The sequence below is a fragment of the Micromonospora sp. NPDC005173 genome, from assembly GCF_040608515.1.
Classification (GTDB): domain Bacteria; phylum Actinomycetota; class Actinomycetes; order Mycobacteriales; family Micromonosporaceae; genus Micromonospora.
On record NZ_JBEXIK010000011.1, the window covers coordinates 84215 to 100602 of the forward strand.

Below are 16388 nucleotides of genomic sequence, written 5' to 3' on the forward strand. Positions count from 1 at the left end.
GCCGCCCGGCCGTGTCTGGACGGCCGGGCGGTCGCGCCGCGACGTCAGGCGGTCTCGGTGATCGGCCGGTCGACCCAGCTCATCATTCCGCGCAGCTTCTTGCCGGTCTCCTCGATCGGGTGCGCCGCACCCTCGGCCTGCCACTTCTTGAAGTTGGGCCGACCCGCCTCGTCCTCGGCAACCCACTCGCGGGCGAACTCGCCGGACTGGATCTCCCCGAGGATCTTGCGCATCTCGTCCTTGACGCGCGAGTCGATGACTCGCGGGCCACGGGAGAGGTCGCCGTACTCGGCGGTGTCGGAGATGCTGTAGCGCATCTTCGCGATGCCGCCCTCGTACATCAGGTCGACGATCAGCTTCAGCTCGTGCAGGCACTCGAAGTAGGCCACCTCGGGGGCGTAGCCCGCCTCGGTGAGCACCTCGAAACCGGTCTGCACCAGCGCCGCGGCACCACCGCAGAGCACCGCCTGCTCGCCGAAGAGGTCGGTCTCGGTCTCCTCGGTGAAGGTGGTCTTGATCGCGCCGGCGCGGGTGCCGCCGATCCCCTTGGCGTACGCGAGGGCGAGCGCGAGCGCGTTGCCGCTGGCGTCCTGCTCGACGGCGACCAGGCAGGGCACGCCCTTGCCGTCGGCGTACTGCCGGCGGACCAGGTGGCCCGGGCCCTTCGGCGCGACCATCGCCACGTCCACCTCGGCCGGCGGCTTGATCAGCCCGTACCGGATGTTGAAGCCGTGACCGAAGAAGATCGCCTTGCCCGGGGCGAGGTGCGGCGCGATCGACTCGGTGTACAGGGCTCGCTGGGCGGTGTCCGGCGCGAGCACCATGATCACGTCGGCCTCGGCCGCGGCCTGCGCCGGCGTGACCACCCGCAGGCCCTGCTCCTCGGCCTTGGGGCGGCTCTTCGAGCCCTCCGGCAGACCGATCACCACGTCGACGCCGGAGTCGCGCAGCGACAGCGCGTGGGCGTGGCCCTGGCTGCCGTAGCCGATGACCGCGACCTTCTTGGCCTGGATCAGGCCGAGGTCGGCGTCGTCGTCGTAGTACACCTCAACACTCATTGGGACTTCCCTTTCGTACGACGGCCGGAGCGGCCCGTCGTGGTCCGTGTGGATGGGTCAGGCGGCCCGCAGCGCGGGGCCAGCGGTGATCGAACGCGAGCCGCGCCCGATCGCCACGAGCCCGGACTGGACCATTTCCTTGATGCCGAAGGGCTCGAGGTCGCGCAGCAGCGCGTCGAGCTTGTCCGGGGTGCCGGTGGCCTCGATGGTCAGGGTGTCCGGCGCGACGTCGACCACCCGGGCGCGGAACAGGTTGACCGTCTCCAGTACCTGGGTCCGTGCGGACCGGTCGGCGCGGACCTTCACCAGCAGCAACTCCCGGGCGACCGAGACCTGCGGGTCCAGCTCGACGATCTTGAGCACGTTGACCAGCTTGTTGAGCTGCTTGGTGACCTGTTCCAGCGGGGACGACTCCGCGTTGACCACGATGGTGATCCGGGAGACGTCCGGGTTCTCGGTCTCGCCCACGGCGAGGCTGTCGATGTTGAACCCGCGCCGGGAGAACAGGCCGGAGACGCGGGCGAGCACGCCGGGCTTGTTCTCCACGAGCACGGACAGGGTGTGCATCGTCATGCCACGACCTCGCTTCGCTCACTCATGTCAGATGTCATCCTCGTCGAAGGCCGGGCGGACGCCGCGGGCGAACATGATCTCGTCGTTGCTGGTGCCGGCGGCGACCATCGGCCAGACCATGGCGTCCTTGCCGACCACAAAGTCGATCACCACCGGGCCGTCGTTGATCTCCATGGCGGCGGCGATGGTCTTGTCCACGTCGGCGGCGTTCTCGCAGCGCAGCCCGACGCAGCCCAGTGCCTCGGCGAGCTTGACGAAGTCGGGAATGCGGTGCTTGTGGGTGCCGAGCTCGGTGTTGGAGTACCGCTCGTTGTAGAACAGCGTCTGCCACTGCCGCACCATGCCGAGGTTGCCGTTGTTGATCACGGCGATCTTGACCGGGATGCCCTCCAGCGCGCAGGTGGCCAACTCCTGGTTGGTCATCTGGAAGCAGCCGTCGCCGTCCACCGCCCAGACCACCGTGTCCGGCTTGCCGACCTTGGCGCCCATCGCCGCCGGCACCGCGTAGCCCATCGTGCCGAGGCCACCGGAGTTCAACCAGGTGTGTGGCTTCTCGTAGGAGATGAACTGGGACGCCCACATCTGGTGCTGGCCCACCCCGGCCACGAAGATCGCGTCCGGGCCGACGATCTCGCCCAGCCGCTTGATCACGTACTGCGGGGAGAGCGTGCCGTCGGCCGGCTCGTCGTAGCCCAGCGGGTAGCGGTCGCGCAGGTCGTCCAGCTGAGTCCACCAGTCGGCCAGGTCGGTGCTGTGCCCGGCCGACCGTTCGATGGCCACCGCGGCGATCAGCTCGTCGATGACGTGCCGGGCGTCACCCACGATCGGCACGTCCGCGTGCCGGTTCTTGCCGATCTCGGCGGGGTCGATGTCGGCGTGCACCACCGCCGCGTCCGGGGCGAACGAGTCCAGCTTGCCGGTCACCCGGTCGTCGAACCGCGCACCCAGGGCGACGATCAGATCCGCCTTCTGCAGGCCGTAGACCGCCGCGACCGTGCCGTGCATGCCGGGCATCCCCAGGTGCTGCCGGTGCGAGTCGGGGAACGCGCCGAGTGCCATCAGCGTGGTGACCACCGGGATGCCGGTCTGCTCGGCCAGCGTGCGCAGCCCGTCGGTGGCACCGGCCTTGAGCACCCCGCCGCCCACGTAGAGCACCGGCCGGCGGGCGGCGGCCATCAGCCGGGCCGCCTCCCGGATCTGCTTGCCGTGCGGGTGCAGGGTGGGCCGGTAGCCGGGCAGATCCAGGGTGGGCGGCCAGGCGAAGGTGGTCGGCGCCTGGAGCACGTCCTTGGGGATGTCGACCAGCACCGGGCCGGGCCGGCCGCTGCTGGCCAGGTGGAAGGCCTCGGCCAGCACCTGCGGGATCTCCTCGGCGGTCTGCACGAGGAAGTTGTGCTTGGTGATCGGCAGGGTGATGCCCTGGATGTCCGCCTCCTGGAAGGCGTCGGTGCCGATCGACGGGCGGGCCACCTGACCGGTGATCGCCACCATCGCCACCGAGTCCATGTACGCGTCGGCGATCGGGGTGACCAGGTTGGTGGCGCCCGGGCCGGAGGTGGCCATGCAGACGCCGACCTTGCCGGTGGCCTGCGCGTACCCGGTCGCCGCGTGCCCGGCGCCCTGCTCGTGCCGGACCAGGATGTGCCGGACGGTGGAGTCGTAGAGCGGGTCGTAAGCCGGCAGGATCGCGCCGCCCGGGATGCCGAAGACGACGTCGACGCCGAGCGCCTCAAGGGACCGCACCAGCGAACCGGCGCCGGAGACCTGGGCCGGAGCGGATGGCCGTACCGCCGGGGTGGCCGGGCTGGCCGGGGTGCGCGCGGCGGCGGGGTCGACGTCGCCGGCCGGCTCGGTGGCCGCGCGGGCACGGCGGGCGGTATGGGCGAGGGTCTCGGGCGTGGGTCTCGTCATGACGGTTCTGGCCTTCGGCTGGAGTGGCTGGGGCTTGTCAAGCGATGCGACGCGGGCGGGGCCCGCCCCGACAGGTTCCGATGGCAATAAAAACGGCCCTCGTGCAGATGCACGGGGCCAGCGCACTCTCAATGAGGGAGAGTGCGCTCAGGTAAGTACTCGCAGCGACCGGTACGACGACATGCGGCTAAGCCTGACGCATCTCACGCGATGAGTCAACTGATCCCACATGTTGGTTAACGGAACGCGGCGCGTCCGCCGGCGACACGCCCTCGGCAACCGGGATGACCTGCCCGGGCCCGCCCGAAACCCGGCGCGGCGCGGGCAGCGGCCCGGGTCGCGCACCCGGCGAGGTAGCCGCCTCCAGCATCGCCTCCAGGTGCTCGGCCGGCACACCCCAGCCGAAGAGCGCGCCCTGACCGAACCGGCAGCCGGCCGCCACCACCGCGGCCAACTCCGTCGGCGCGGTCACCCCCTCGGCGATCACCTCCAGCCCCAGCTGGTGGCCCAGTCGCATGACGATGTCGACCATCGGCGCGAACGCCGGGCCGTCCTTGCCGACCGGGCGGACCGGCTCGTGCTCGGCGACCAGGCTGTGGTCGATCTTCAGGATGTCGATCGGCAGCCGGCGGAGCTGCCCCAGCGAGGAGTAGCCGGCGCCGAAGTCGTCCAGCGCGATCCGTACGCCGGTCAGCCGCAGCGCGGTGAGCCGCCGGATCAGCTCGTCCAGGTCGGTGGCGACCGCGTGCTCGGTGACCTCCAGCACCAGCCGCTGCGGCGGCACGTGGTGGGCGCGCAGCGCCTCGGCGACCTGGACCACGTACTCCGGGGCGTGCAGCTCGCGCGGCGAGACGTTCACCGAGACCCAGACGTCGTGCCCGTCGGCCAGCCAACGGGAGAGCTGGTAGCAGGCCTGGTGCAGCACCCAGGCCCCGAGCGTGGCGATCATCCCGCACTCCTCAGCCAGCGGGATGAACTCGTCCGGACGGACGTTGCCCAGCTCGGGGTGGTGCCAGCGGAGCAGCGCCTCGGCGCCGACCGGCCGCACCGACGGCAACGAGGCCACCGGCTGGAAGGCCAACCGCAGCTCGTCGCGCTCGATGGCGCCGCGCAGCTCGTGCTCCAGCGTGGTGCGCCGACGCAGCAGCTGGTCGTACGTGGCGTCGTAGCGCTCGATCCGGTTCTTGCCGCGCTGCTTGGCGTAGCGCAGCGCCAGGTCGGCGTGGCGCAGCAGCAACTCCACGTCCGGCTCGCCGGCCCACCCTGCCACCCCGATGCTCACCGACAGGAAGACCGGCCCCTCCGGCTGGTCGTACGGGCGGTTGAGCACCCCGAGCAGCCGCTCGGCCACCCGGTCCGCCTCGGCCGGCCGCCCCGGCATGAGCACGGCGAACTCGTCGCCCCCGAGCCGGGCCGCCACATCGCCGGGGCGCAGGTTGCCGCGCAGCCGCCGGCCCACCTCGGCCAGCACCGCGTCGCCCACGTCGTGGCCGCGCATGTCGTTGACGTTCTTGAAGCCGTCCAGGTCAAGCCCGAGCAGCACGCACGGGGTGCCCGCCGCCGCGCTGTCGTGCAGCGCGCGCAGCAGCCCCCGCCGGTTGGCCAACGCGGTCAGCGGATCGGTGTGTGCCAGCTCACGGAAGTGCGCCTCCCGCTCGGCCAACCGGCCGGCGTAGTCCCGGACGTCCTTGAGGGTGAGGTACTGCCGGGCCACCAGGGCGAAGCCCTCCACGCTGCCGGCCACGATGCCCGCCGCGGTGAACCGGCCGCCCTGCAGGAGGTGGTGCATCGCCGAGGCGGCCATCGCCAGCATCGGGGCGATCGCGTACTCGCCGTCGCGACCGGTCAGGTCCAGCTCGACCTGCCCCGGCCGGTCGGCCCGGAGCACCGCGAGCGCAACGGTCAGCAGGCCGGCGGCGAGCACCACCGCGCCGGTCAGTGCCATGGTCGGCCCGGCCTGGCAGAGCCCGGCGGCGAGACCCAGCCCGCCGCAGGTCACCGCGCTGATGCCGACGCCGAGCGCGGCCAGCCGCTGGCGCGGGGCGGCAGCCCGGAAGACGACGATCACGGCGAGCCCGGCGCCGAGCGCGGCGGCCACCGTGGCCACCAGGATCGCCGGGCAGGCCATCGGGGTGGAGGCGCCGAGCAACCGGGTGGGCTCGGAGAAGAGCACCCAGCCGACGAACCACAGCGCGGCGGCCATGATCAAGCCGTCCAGGGCGAGCCGGGCGGTCGCCGCCGAGGTGGCGGCCACCCCGGGCAGCCGGAGCAATCCGGCCGCGAAGGCCAGCCCGCTCACCGCCGTGCCGATCGCCACCACGGTGGCCCAGCCGGTGCGCTGCCCCTGCTCGTGCGCCCAGTGGTCGTTCGCGGCGAGCGCGGCCACCACCCCGACCACGAGGCTGAGCAGAGCGACCCCGGCGGCCACCGCGAGCAGCAGATGCGCGGGCCGGCGCGACCCGGTGCGCCGCCGGGCGACCACGGTCAGCAGTACGACGGCCGCAGCGGCGACGAGCCCGCTCAGCACCGCGACGGCGACCATGCCCGGGGGGAGATGCACGCCCCCAAGAGTGCCGGATGCGCGCTCGTCGTGGGGGACCGGATGTGCATCTGTTGGGACACGCGCGCACTCTGGACAGCCACCGTGGCGGCGGTGTCAGACTGGTACGCATGCCTGAGCTGCGGTCGAAGACCTCCACGCACGGTCGGACGATGGCCGGCGCCCGGGCCCTCTGGCGGGCCACCGGGATGACCGACGACGATTTCGGTAAGCCGATCGTCGCCATCGCCAACAGTTTCACCCAGTTCGTGCCGGGTCACGTACACCTCAAGGACATGGGCGGCCTGGTCGCCGACGCGGTGGCCGAGGCCGGCGGTGTGGGGCGGGAGTTCAACACCATCGCGGTCGACGACGGCATCGCGATGGGCCACGGCGGCATGCTCTACTCCCTGCCCAGCCGGGAGTTGATCGCCGACGCGGTGGAGTACATGGTCAACGCGCACTGCGCGGACGCCCTGGTCTGCATCTCCAACTGCGACAAGATCACCCCCGGGATGCTGCTGGCCGCGCTGCGGCTCAACATCCCGACCGTCTTCGTCTCCGGCGGCCCGATGGAGGCCGGCAAGACGATGGCGATCGAGGGCGTCGTGCACAGCAAGATCGACCTGATCGACGCGATGATCGCCTCCTCGAACGAGGCGGTCACCGACGACCAGCTCGGCGAGATCGAGCGCTCCGCCTGCCCCACCTGCGGCTCCTGCTCCGGCATGTTCACCGCCAACTCGATGAACTGCCTCACCGAGGCCATCGGGCTGGCGCTGCCCGGCAACGGCTCGACGCTGGCCACCCACGCCGCGCGCCGGTCGCTCTTCGTCGAGGCCGGCCGCACCATCGTGGAGATCTCCAAGCGCTGGTACGACGGCGACGACGACTCGGTGCTGCCCCGCACGGTCGCCTCCAAGGCCGCCTTCGAGAACGCCGTCGCCCTGGACGTCGCGATGGGCGGCTCCACCAACACGGTGCTGCACCTGCTCGCCGCCGCCCGCGAGGCGGAGATGGACTTCGGCGTCGCCGACATCGACGCGATCTCCCGGCGGGTGCCCTGCCTGGCCAAGGTCGCGCCGAACTCGCCGCTCTTCCACATGGAGGACGTGCACCGCGCCGGTGGCATTCCGGCGATCCTCGGCGAGCTGGACCGGGGCGGGCAGCTCAACCGGGACGTGCACGCCGTGCACTCGCCCTCGCTGGCCCAGTGGCTGACCGACTGGGACGTGCGGGGCGGCTCGCCGACGCCGACGGCGGTCGAGCTGTTCCACGCCGCGCCGGGCGGGGTGCGCACCACCGAACCGTTCTCCACCACCAACCGCTGGTCGTCGCTGGACACCGACGCGGCCGAGGGCTGCATCCGGGACCGGGAGCACGCGTACTCCGCCGACGGTGGGCTGGCCATCCTGCATGGCAACCTGGCCCCGGAGGGCAGCGTGGTGAAGACCGCGGGTGTGCCGGACGACTGCCTGACCTTCCGCGGGCCGGCGAAGGTCTACGAGTCCCAGGACGACGCGGTGACGGCGATCCTGGCCAAGCAGGTGGTCGCCGGGGACGTGGTGGTGATCCGGTACGAGGGCCCCAAGGGCGGCCCCGGCATGCAGGAGATGCTCTACCCCACCTCGTTCCTCAAGGGTCGAGGGCTGGGCCGCTCCTGCGCGCTGCTCACCGACGGTCGCTTCTCCGGCGGCACCTCGGGGCTCTCCATCGGGCACGTCTCCCCCGAGGCGGCCTCCGGCGGGCTGATCGCCCTGGTCCGCGAGGGCGACGAGATCGTCATCGACATCCCCGGCCGGTCCATCGAGCTGAACGTGCCGGAGGACGTGCTCCAGGCCCGGCGGGTGGCCGAGGAGAAGCGCGACAAGCCGTACACCCCGACCGACCGGCAGCGGCCGGTGTCGGCGGCGCTGCGCGCGTACGCCTCGATGGCCACCTCGGCCAGCGACGGCGCCTACCGCCGCGTCCCGGAGTGAGTGGACGCGCCGGCGCCAACGCGGTCCTGGGCACCAACGATAGATCGACGGAAAGGTGTTGCCCCGGGGTCGACAGCGTGGGATAGCGTGTCGTCGGTCTATTGGGGAGAGAGCCCCAAATCCTTCGGGGAAAGAAGCGCTCACGTGTCACTTTGGAAGAAGACCGCGGTGGTAGCGGTCTCGGCGCTCACTGCGCTCGCTGTCTCTGCCTGCGGCGCGAAGTCCGGCTCGTCCGAGGCGCCGAAGCAGCCCAGCGTCCTGGAGCTGCTCGCCAGTGATCTCAAGGGATCGTTGCAGAAGACGGTCGACGCCACCGACAAGACCGATTCGGTGACCGTGACGATGACGGGCACGGCGGGCGGCGAGAAGATCTCCATGCAGGGTGTCCTGGACCTGGGTGACCCGCTCAAGGCCGAGATGAAGACGTCCGACCCGGACGGCACCACGACCACCGTCCGGATGATCGGCGCTGTGGTCTACGTCGAGATCCCGGCGGAGGACCGCGAGAGCACGGGCGGAAAGCGCTGGATGAAGATGGACCTGAGCGCCGTGGGCGAGCAGGCGGGGATGGACTTCACCAAGCAGTTCGAGGACGTCGACCCGATCAAGCAGGTCAAGACGCTGCTCGCCACCGAGGGTGTGACCGTGGTCGGGCAGGAGACGGTGAACGGGGCGCCTACCGTCCACTACACCGTCACCACCCCCGTGGCGACCTACCTCGGGCAGGTCGACGCCAAGCTGCGGGCGGACGTCGAGAAGGGGCTGGCCAAGCAGGGCGTCAAGGAGATCAAGATCGACCTGTGGGTCGACGAGCAGTACCGGCCGCGACGCGCGGGCATGGTCATGGGCAAGATGGGCGACATGGTGGTCGACTACACCGACTACGGCAAGGCGGCGACCATCGAGACGCCGGCGGCGGCGGAGACCGCCGACTTCGCCGAGATGCTCAAGGGCCTGGAGGGCCTGACCGCCGGCAACTGACCAGAATCGGAATACTGCCCGGTCGGCGAGGAGACTCACGGCCGGGCAGTGCCGTTTCAGGAGCCGGGCAGGCCCCATCCCGGAGCCACGCCGTGCCCATTGACCCGACACCGCCGGTCTTCGCGGTGCCGCACGCGTACGCAGCCCTTTCAGCGAGGGCTGGTGTGCAGCAGGGTCAGCTGCTTGCCACGACGTGGTCGATCACCAGGTGGGCGGCGCCCGTGATGCCGACATCCTGGCCGGTGGCGACCCGCTCGATGAGCAGGGTCTGGGTGGCCAGCGGCAGGCACCGCTCGTAGAGGGTGCCCCGCATGCTGGCGAGCAGGGGTTCGCAGTCGGCGAGCCGGCCGCCGATGGCCACCACCTGCGGGTTGAAGAAGTTGACCACCACGGACAGGATCTCGCCGATGGCCCGGCCAGCCTGCCGGGCGAGCGCGGTGGCATGCCGGTCACCGTCGTCGATCAGGCGGATCACGCCGGTCAGGTCGGAGACCGGCACGCCCTGGTCACGTAGCGCGGTGACCAGGGCCGCGCCGCTGGCCACCGCCTCCAGGCAACCGGCGTTGCCGCAGGTGCAGGGTGGTGCGGGATCGGCCACCACCCGGCAGTGGCTGATGTCCCCGGCCGATCCCTGTGCGCCCCGGTGCAGCCGTCCACTGGAGATCACTCCGGAGCCGATCCCGGTGCCGGCCTTGATGTAGACGGCATGGTCCAACTCGGAATGTGCCGTGCGGTGCGCACCGAGCGCCATCAGGTTGGCGTCGTTGTCCACGAGGACCGGTACCTCGACCCGGTCGGCACAGAAGGCGGCGACGTCGAAGCCGTTCCAGCCGGGCATCCGGGACGGGCTGACGATCCGCCCGGTCGCGTGCTGCACCGGGCCGGGGATGCCGATGCCGATGCCCCGCAGCGCGCCCGCCGCCACCGCACCGCCGGCCGCTTCCCGGCCCGGCCCGCTGGGCACGGCCACCAGCGCGGAGACCTCGGCCAACAACCCGCCGAGCACCTCCTCCGGACCGTCCTCGATGCGCACCGGCAGGGTTCGGGCCTGGACCACCCGGCCGGAGAGATCCAGTGTGCCGACGCGTGCGTGATGCGCCCCCAGGTCGATGGCGCCGACCACGGCGCCGCCGGTGGGCACGGCGAGCTGGCGCGGCCGTCGGCCACCCCGGGACCGCCCGGCGCCGGTTTCCTCCAGCAACCCCTCGTTGATCAACGCCTCCACGCGCTGGGAGACCGTCGACGGGGACAGCCCGGAGAGCCGGGACAGGTCGGCGCGACTGACGGCCGCTCCAGTGGCAACCCAGCGCAGCAGCTCCCGGGGGCTGCTCCGGAGAGCGTCGCGCGGCGCGTCGTCAATCGTCACGTCAGCTTCTTAGCACCCGCAGTTTGTTCAAGCAACCGGTTGACTTAATTTCCCGTCTACCTTTAGATGGCGCTGTTGCTTCGATATGAAGCAAACTTAGTTCTGTAGTCGAAGAAAGTGGGGGCGTCTGGTGGCATCGACGACGGTCTCCGATCGCGCCGGCCGGTCCGGGACGACGGGTCCGGACCGACCGATGGTGTCGGTCCGCGGCCTGAACAAGTGGTTCGGTCCACTGCACGTGCTCAAGGACATCGACCTCACGGTGGCCGCCGGCGAGGTGGTCGTCGTGGTGGGGCCATCCGGCTCCGGCAAGTCGACCCTGTGCCGCTGCCTCAACCGGCTGGAAACAGCCGGTCAGGGCACCGTCGAGATCGACGGTGAGCCGCTGCCCGCCGAGGGCCGCGCGCTGGCCCGACTGCGCGCCGACGTCGGCATGGTCTTCCAGTCCTTCAATCTCTTCGGGCACAAGACGGTGCTGGACAACATCACCCTCGGCCCCACCCGGGTCCGCCGGATCGCCCGGCCCGAGGCGCGCCAGCAGGCGATGACGCTGCTGGAGCGGGTCGGCATCGCCGACAAGGCGAACCACCACCCCGCCCAGCTCTCCGGCGGGCAGCAGCAGCGGGCCGCCATCGCCCGGGCACTGGCCATGCGGCCGAAGGTGCTGCTCTTCGACGAACCGACCTCGGCCCTCGACCCGGAGATGGTCAACGAGGTGCTCGACGTGATGGTCTCTCTCGCCGCCGAGGGGATGACCATGATCGTGGTCACCCACGAGATGGGCTTCGCCCGCCGCGCCGCCGACCGGGTCGTCTTCATGGACGACGGCCGGATCGTCGAGTCCGGCGCCCCCGACGAATTCTTCGCAGCCCCGCGCACCGAGCGGGCCCGCGACTTCCTGTCCAAGATCCTCCAGCACTAGCCCCCAACGGGAGGGTGTCATGTCAATCCTCAAGATGAGCTTCACCGGGCGGCGCTCGCTCGCCCTCACCGCCACCGCGGTCGCGGTGGCCCTCGCCGCTACGGGCTGCGGCGGCGACAGCGACAGCGGCGCACCGGCCCTGCCCGGCAACCCCGGCCTGGGCGGCGACGGCGTGGTCGCCCAGTCGGTGTACGACGCCGCCCCGGTGGCCACCGACGCGGACATCCCGGCGGGCTCCACCATGGACGCGATCCGCAAGCGCGGCTACCTCAGCGTCGGCGGCTCGCTGGACGCACCGCTGCTGTCCCAGCAGAACCCGGTCAGCGGCACCATCGAGGGCTTCGACGCCGACATGGCCAAGCTGCTGGCGAAGTACATCACCGGCAAGACCGAGGTGAAGACCACGACCATCGGCACCCAGACCCGGGAGGCGATGCTCCAGGCCAAGTCGGTGGACGTCGTCTTCCAGACGTACACCATCACCCCGCAGCGGGCCACCCAGATCGCTTTCGCCGGGCCGTACCTCACCTCCGGTCTGGCGGTCGGGGTCCGCAAGGACGACACCTCGATCAAGAGCGTCAAGGACCTCGCCGGCAAGACCGTCATCGTCGGGGCGAACACCCCCGCGGTCACCGCGCTGCCCAGCGCCGCTCCCGGCTCGAAGCAGATCGCCTTCGGGACCGACCCTCAGGCGCTGCAGGCGCTGCTGCAGAAGCGCGGCGACGCGTACGTGCAGGACTTCACGCTGCTCGCCTCCGGCGCCAAGGCGAACCCGGGGATGAAGGTGGTCGGCGAGCCGTTCACCACCGAGGCGTACGGCATCGGCCTCAACCGGGAGGACGCGCAGTTCAAGGAGTTCGTCAACAAGTGGCTGACGAAGATCCAGGCCGACGGCACGTGGGCGAAGGTCTGGGAGGCCACCCTCGGCTCGGTGGTGGAGGGCGGGGCGCCCACTCCGCCGGCCCTCGGTTCCGCCGACGGCTCCTGAGTAGCCTCCCGCGCCGATGGACGCCCTCACCGCCCACCTGAGCGAACTCGGCCACGGCCTGGTCACGACGGTCGAACTGACCGTCGTGACCACCGTCGGCGCGATGCTGCTGGGCATCATCGTGGCCACCCTGCGGATCGCCCCCGTACCGCTGCTGCGCGCCATCGGCACGGCGTACGTCGAGGTGTTCCAGAACCTGCCGCTGCTGGCCCTGCTGGTCCTCTTCGTCTTCGCGCTGCCGACCATCGGCATCACGTTCCCGCTGTTCACCTCCGCCGCGATCGTCATCGCCGTCTACGAGGGGGCGTACCTGGCCGAGGCGATCCGGGCCGGGATCAACACGGTCGGCGTCGGCCAGGCCGAGGCGGCGCGGGCCATCGGGCTCACCTTCGGCCAGTCCCTGCGGCACGTGATCCTGCCGCAGGGACTGCGGGCGGTGATCCAGCCGATCGGCAACATCTGCATCGCGCTGCTGATGAACACCTCGCTGGCCGCCGCCGTCGGCGTGGTCGAGTTGACCCAGGCCGCCAACACCGTGAACCTCATCGAGGCCCAGCCACTCGCCGTCTTCACCGGCGCGGGCCTCGCCTACATGCTGCTGGCCTTGATCATCGGTCAGGTCACCGGCCTGCTCGAGCGAAGGCTGGCGATCGTCCGATGAACCAGACCCAACAGATCCTGTTCGACGAGCCCGGCCCCCGGGCCCGGCGACGGATCCGGATCGCCACCGTGCTGGGCGCCGTCATCCTGGTCGGCGCCGTCGTCGCGGCCGTGTACCAGTTCGCCAGCCACGGCGAGCTGGCCGCCGCCCGCTGGGAACCGTTCACCACCTGGCCGATCTGGCGGTACCTGCTCAACGGGCTCTGGGCCACCGTGCGCGCCGCCGCCGCGACCGCCGTGCTCAGCGCCGCACTCGGGTTGCTGCTGGCGCTCGGCCGGCTGTCGGCGCACCGACCGCTGCGGTGGTTGGCCGGCGCGTACGTCGAGATCTTCCGGACCGTACCCACGCTGCTGCTGATCTACGTGACGCTGTTCGCGCTGCCGCAGTACGGGATGAACTTCCCGCTGTTCTGGAAGCTCGTGGTGCCACTGGTGGTCTCCAACTCGGCGGCGTTCGCAGAGATCTTCCGAGCCGGCATCCTGGCCCTGGACCGGGGGCAGACCGAGGCCGGCCTCGCGGTCGGGCTGCGCCGCGGCCAGGTGATGGCGCTGGTGGTCCTGCCACAGGCGCTGCTCCAGCTCACCCCGTCCCTGGTCAGCCAGCTGGTCGGGCTGCTCAAGGACACCTCGCTCGGCTTCGTGGTCAGCTACACCGAGTTGCTCTACAGCGGGCAGGTGCTCTCCTCGTACACCCACCTGCTGATCCAGACATTCCTGGTGGTGGCGCTGATCTACCTGGTGGTCAACGCGTCGCTGTCGAAGTTCGCCCGCGTACTCCAGGCCCGCAACGGTCGGTTCACCGGCCGGCGCGGACGACGATCCGCGGACCTGCCGCCGTCGCTCACCGAAGGGAACATCCGGTGACCATCCCCCGCTACGCCGAACTGGCCCGGGTCGTCCGCAACGGTTTCGTCGAGAGCCGGCACTACGGCAGCGTCGTGGTGCTCGACCCGGACGGCACGGTCGCCCGCACTGCCGGCGTACCCGACGAGCCGGTGCTCCCCCGCTCCACCCTCAAGCCGGTGCAGGCGCTGGCCTGTCGGATCGCGGCGACCGCCGGGCCGGGCGACACCGATCCACTGACCGGCCGGGCGCTGGCCCTCGCCGCCGGCAGCCACACCGGCGACGACCGGCACGTCGAGGTGGTCCGGGCGATGCTCGCCGGCGCGGGTCTGACCGAGGACGCGCTCGGCTGCCCGGTGGACTGGCCGGAGGACGAGCCGACCCGGGACCGGCTGATCCGCGCCGGCGGGCAGCGCGAGCGGATCCGGATGAACTGTTCCGGCAAGCACGCCGCGATGCTCGTCGCCTGCGTCGCGCGGTCCTGGAGCACGCACGACTACCTCGATCCCGACCACCCGCTCCAGCGGGAGACCGCCGCCACCGTCGCCCGACTGGCCGGCACGCCGATCACGCACCAGGCGGTCGACGGCTGCGGCGCACCGCTGTTCGGCCTGCCGCTGACCGGCCTGGCCCGCACGTTCCAGGCGCTGGTCACGGCACCCACCGGCAGCGACGAGGACCGGGTCGCCCAGGCCATGCGCCAGTACCCCGAGTACGTGGGCGGCTGGCACGGGCACCCGAACACCGACCTGATGCGGGCACTGCCCGGAGTACTCGCCAAGGGCGGGGCCGAGGGCGTACTCGCGGTGGCCGCCCCGGATGGCCACGCGGTGGCGGTGAAGGTGGTCGACGGCTCACCCCGAGCCACTACCGCCATCGCGCTCGCCGCCCTGGAGGCCGTGGGCGTACCGGTCGGCGGGGCCGACGCCCTGCGCCGGGTGCCGGTGCTCGGCGGCGGCGAACCCGTGGGCGCCGTCACCGCCGTCATCGATTGGACCGCGGCATCGTCTCGCACCGAAAAGGAAGAGTCATGAGCACATTCGAGATCTGCATCGACAGCGTCGAGGGGGCGGTCTCCGCCGAGGAGGCCGGGGCCGACCGGGTGGAGCTGTGCTCCGCGCTCTTCGACGGCGGGTTGACCCCCAGCCTGGGCACCATCGAGACGACCCTGCGCACCGTCACCCGGATCCGGGTGCACGTGATCGTCCGGCCGCGGGCCGGCGACTTCATTTACTCGCCGCTGGAGATCGAGGCGATGGAGCGGGACGTGCAGGCCGCGGTGGCGGCCGGTGCGCACGGCATCGTGATCGGCGCGCTGACCGCCGAGGGTGATGTCGACGTACCGACCACGCGCCGGCTGATCGCCGCAGCCGGCGACGCCAGCATCACCTTCCACCGCGCGTTCGACATGGTCCGCGACCCGTACGCGGCCCTGGAGCAACTGGTCGAGCTGGGAGTGCACCGCGTGCTCACCTCCGGCCAGGAGGTCAGCGTGCTGGAGGGTGCTCCGCTCATCGCCGAACTGGTCCGCCGGGCCGCCGGACGGATCGTCATCATGCCGGGCGGCGGCATCACCCCGCGCAACATCGCCCGGATCGTCGAGGCGACCGGCGCCGACGAGTACCACTTCGCGGCCCTGGTCAGCTCGGACAGCCCGGCTGTGCACCGCAACCCGGCGCCGCTGATGGGCGGCACCCTGCACCGGCCCGAGTACGAGCGGTCCGGCACGTCCGGGGCGTTGGTCGGCCAGGTGCTGGCCGCCGCCCGGGCCTGACCCGCCACGCGCTCCGACGAGCGGTGGGCCTGAGGGACGTCCTACCCCTCAGGCCCACCGCTCGTCGCTGTCGCCCGGTCGATCGCCCCGGACTGGCCCACGGGCAGCCTCAGTAGGCCACCAGCGCGATGAGCAATGAGGACACCGCGGCGACCAGGAGCACGACGCCGGTGCCGAGCCCGACCACCGCGCTCACCGCCACGGCGCGCGCCCGGGCCACCGGGATCGCCGCGACCGCGATCAGGGTGACCAGCGCGGCGACCACATGGATCAGCGGGTAGTCCATCAGTACCGCCACCGGGAAGAGGTGCACGCCCACGACAAGGGCGACCCAGGGGGCGGTCAGCTCACGGCGCCCCAGCAGGGCGAGCAGGCCGGCACCGACGGCGGCAGCCCCGAACTCGATCCCGACGACGATGCCGAAGGTGCGGCTGGTGTCGGCGTCGAACGCCGTACCGTCCGACCAGTGACTCCAGGCGAGGAGACCACCGGCGGCGGCCGTCAGCAGCGAGAGAACCGAACCGGCGATGAGCGCCGGCCGCCACGGCTTCGGCGGCGCCTCCTGGGCCCAGCCGAACCAACTGGAGGCGAAGAACCCGAAGACGAACGCCGTCGCCGCCGCGTCTCGGACATGTTCGGTGATCATTGCGCTCCCCGGGGTACCGCGTGGCTCGACGACCGTTTTCGCCTCTGTCGGCCGCGCTGTCACCAGCGTCCACGACGCGGTAATACTGCCCTGACGGTGCGCTCGCCGACAGCGCGGGTTGCGGTCGCTCAGGCCGCAGCCCCCCTGT

The 16388-nt window shown here is 71.4% G+C and carries 14 protein-coding genes; 8 read left to right on the forward strand and 6 right to left on the reverse strand.

Annotation, left to right across the window (positions count from 1 at the left end; all coding sequences use genetic code 11):
- Nucleotides 1-44 precede the first annotated feature (44 nt).
- The 4 genes from ilvC to ABZV00_RS15380 form a co-directional block, all read right to left on the reverse strand.
- Nucleotides 45-1058 (reverse strand): ketol-acid reductoisomerase, encoded by a 1014-nt coding sequence (gene ilvC / locus ABZV00_RS15365; RefSeq protein WP_328424384.1) that lies wholly within the window; start codon nucleotides 1056-1058, stop codon nucleotides 45-47.
- Nucleotides 1059-1115: 57 nt separating this feature from the next.
- A complete protein-coding gene (ilvN, locus tag ABZV00_RS15370; RefSeq protein WP_089017348.1) occupies nucleotides 1116-1631 on the reverse strand; it encodes an acetolactate synthase small subunit in 516 nt (171 codons plus the stop codon).
- A 27-nt stretch (nucleotides 1632-1658) separates the two neighbouring features.
- Nucleotides 1659-3542 (reverse strand): acetolactate synthase large subunit, encoded by a 1884-nt coding sequence (locus ABZV00_RS15375; RefSeq protein WP_355606130.1) that lies wholly within the window; start codon nucleotides 3540-3542, stop codon nucleotides 1659-1661.
- 187 nt (nucleotides 3543-3729) lie between these two features.
- A complete protein-coding gene (locus ABZV00_RS15380; protein ID WP_355606133.1) occupies nucleotides 3730-6102 on the reverse strand; it encodes an EAL domain-containing protein in 2373 nt (790 codons plus the stop codon).
- A gap of 110 nt (nucleotides 6103-6212) precedes the next feature.
- Between ABZV00_RS15380 and ilvD the strand changes: the two genes are divergently transcribed.
- Complete coding sequence (gene ilvD / locus ABZV00_RS15385; RefSeq protein ID WP_355606135.1) at nucleotides 6213-8060, forward strand: dihydroxy-acid dehydratase; 1848 nt, start codon at nucleotides 6213-6215, stop codon at nucleotides 8058-8060.
- Nucleotides 8061-8204: 144 nt separating this feature from the next.
- Entirely contained in the window at nucleotides 8205-9041 is an 837-nt protein-coding gene (locus ABZV00_RS15390) for a hypothetical protein (RefSeq protein WP_355606138.1), read from the forward strand.
- Nucleotides 9042-9216: 175 nt separating this feature from the next.
- On the opposite strand, the gene ABZV00_RS15395 is transcribed toward ABZV00_RS15390, so the two are convergent.
- Entirely contained in the window at nucleotides 9217-10407 is a 1191-nt protein-coding gene (locus ABZV00_RS15395) for an ROK family transcriptional regulator (protein WP_355606141.1), read from the reverse strand.
- A gap of 193 nt (nucleotides 10408-10600) precedes the next feature.
- Between ABZV00_RS15395 and ABZV00_RS15400 the strand changes: the two genes are divergently transcribed.
- From ABZV00_RS15400 to ABZV00_RS15425, 6 genes are read left to right on the forward strand one after another with little or no spacing between them, the layout of a single operon-like run.
- A complete protein-coding gene (locus ABZV00_RS15400) occupies nucleotides 10601-11329 on the forward strand; it encodes an amino acid ABC transporter ATP-binding protein (RefSeq protein ID WP_328424369.1) in 729 nt (242 codons plus the stop codon).
- 19 nt (nucleotides 11330-11348) lie between these two features.
- Nucleotides 11349-12317, forward strand: coding sequence for a glutamate ABC transporter substrate-binding protein (locus ABZV00_RS15405; protein WP_355606144.1), 969 nt, complete (start codon nucleotides 11349-11351; stop codon nucleotides 12315-12317).
- Between the two features lie 16 nt (nucleotides 12318-12333).
- Nucleotides 12334-12978 carry an amino acid ABC transporter permease gene (locus ABZV00_RS15410; protein WP_328424365.1) on the forward strand — a complete coding sequence of 215 codons (645 nt, stop codon included), beginning with the start codon at nucleotides 12334-12336 and terminating at the stop codon, nucleotides 12976-12978.
- Complete coding sequence (locus tag ABZV00_RS15415) at nucleotides 12975-13841, forward strand: amino acid ABC transporter permease (protein ID WP_328424363.1); 867 nt, start codon at nucleotides 12975-12977, stop codon at nucleotides 13839-13841. The genes ABZV00_RS15410 and ABZV00_RS15415 overlap by 4 nt, the downstream gene beginning before the upstream one ends.
- Nucleotides 13838-14854, forward strand: a complete 1017-nt coding sequence (locus ABZV00_RS15420; protein WP_355606149.1) for an asparaginase — start codon at nucleotides 13838-13840, stop codon at nucleotides 14852-14854. Before ABZV00_RS15415 ends, ABZV00_RS15420 begins: the two co-directional genes overlap by 4 nt.
- The gene (locus tag ABZV00_RS15425; protein ID WP_355606151.1) at nucleotides 14851-15594 is read left to right on the forward strand and encodes a copper homeostasis protein CutC; all 744 of its coding nucleotides are present in this window, start codon (nucleotides 14851-14853) and stop codon (nucleotides 15592-15594) included. Before ABZV00_RS15420 ends, ABZV00_RS15425 begins: the two co-directional genes overlap by 4 nt.
- A 109-nt stretch (nucleotides 15595-15703) precedes the next feature.
- On the opposite strand, the gene ABZV00_RS15430 is transcribed toward ABZV00_RS15425, so the two are convergent.
- Nucleotides 15704-16240, reverse strand: a complete 537-nt coding sequence (locus tag ABZV00_RS15430; protein ID WP_355606154.1) for a hypothetical protein — start codon at nucleotides 16238-16240, stop codon at nucleotides 15704-15706.
- Nucleotides 16241-16388: the final 148 nt, after the last annotated feature.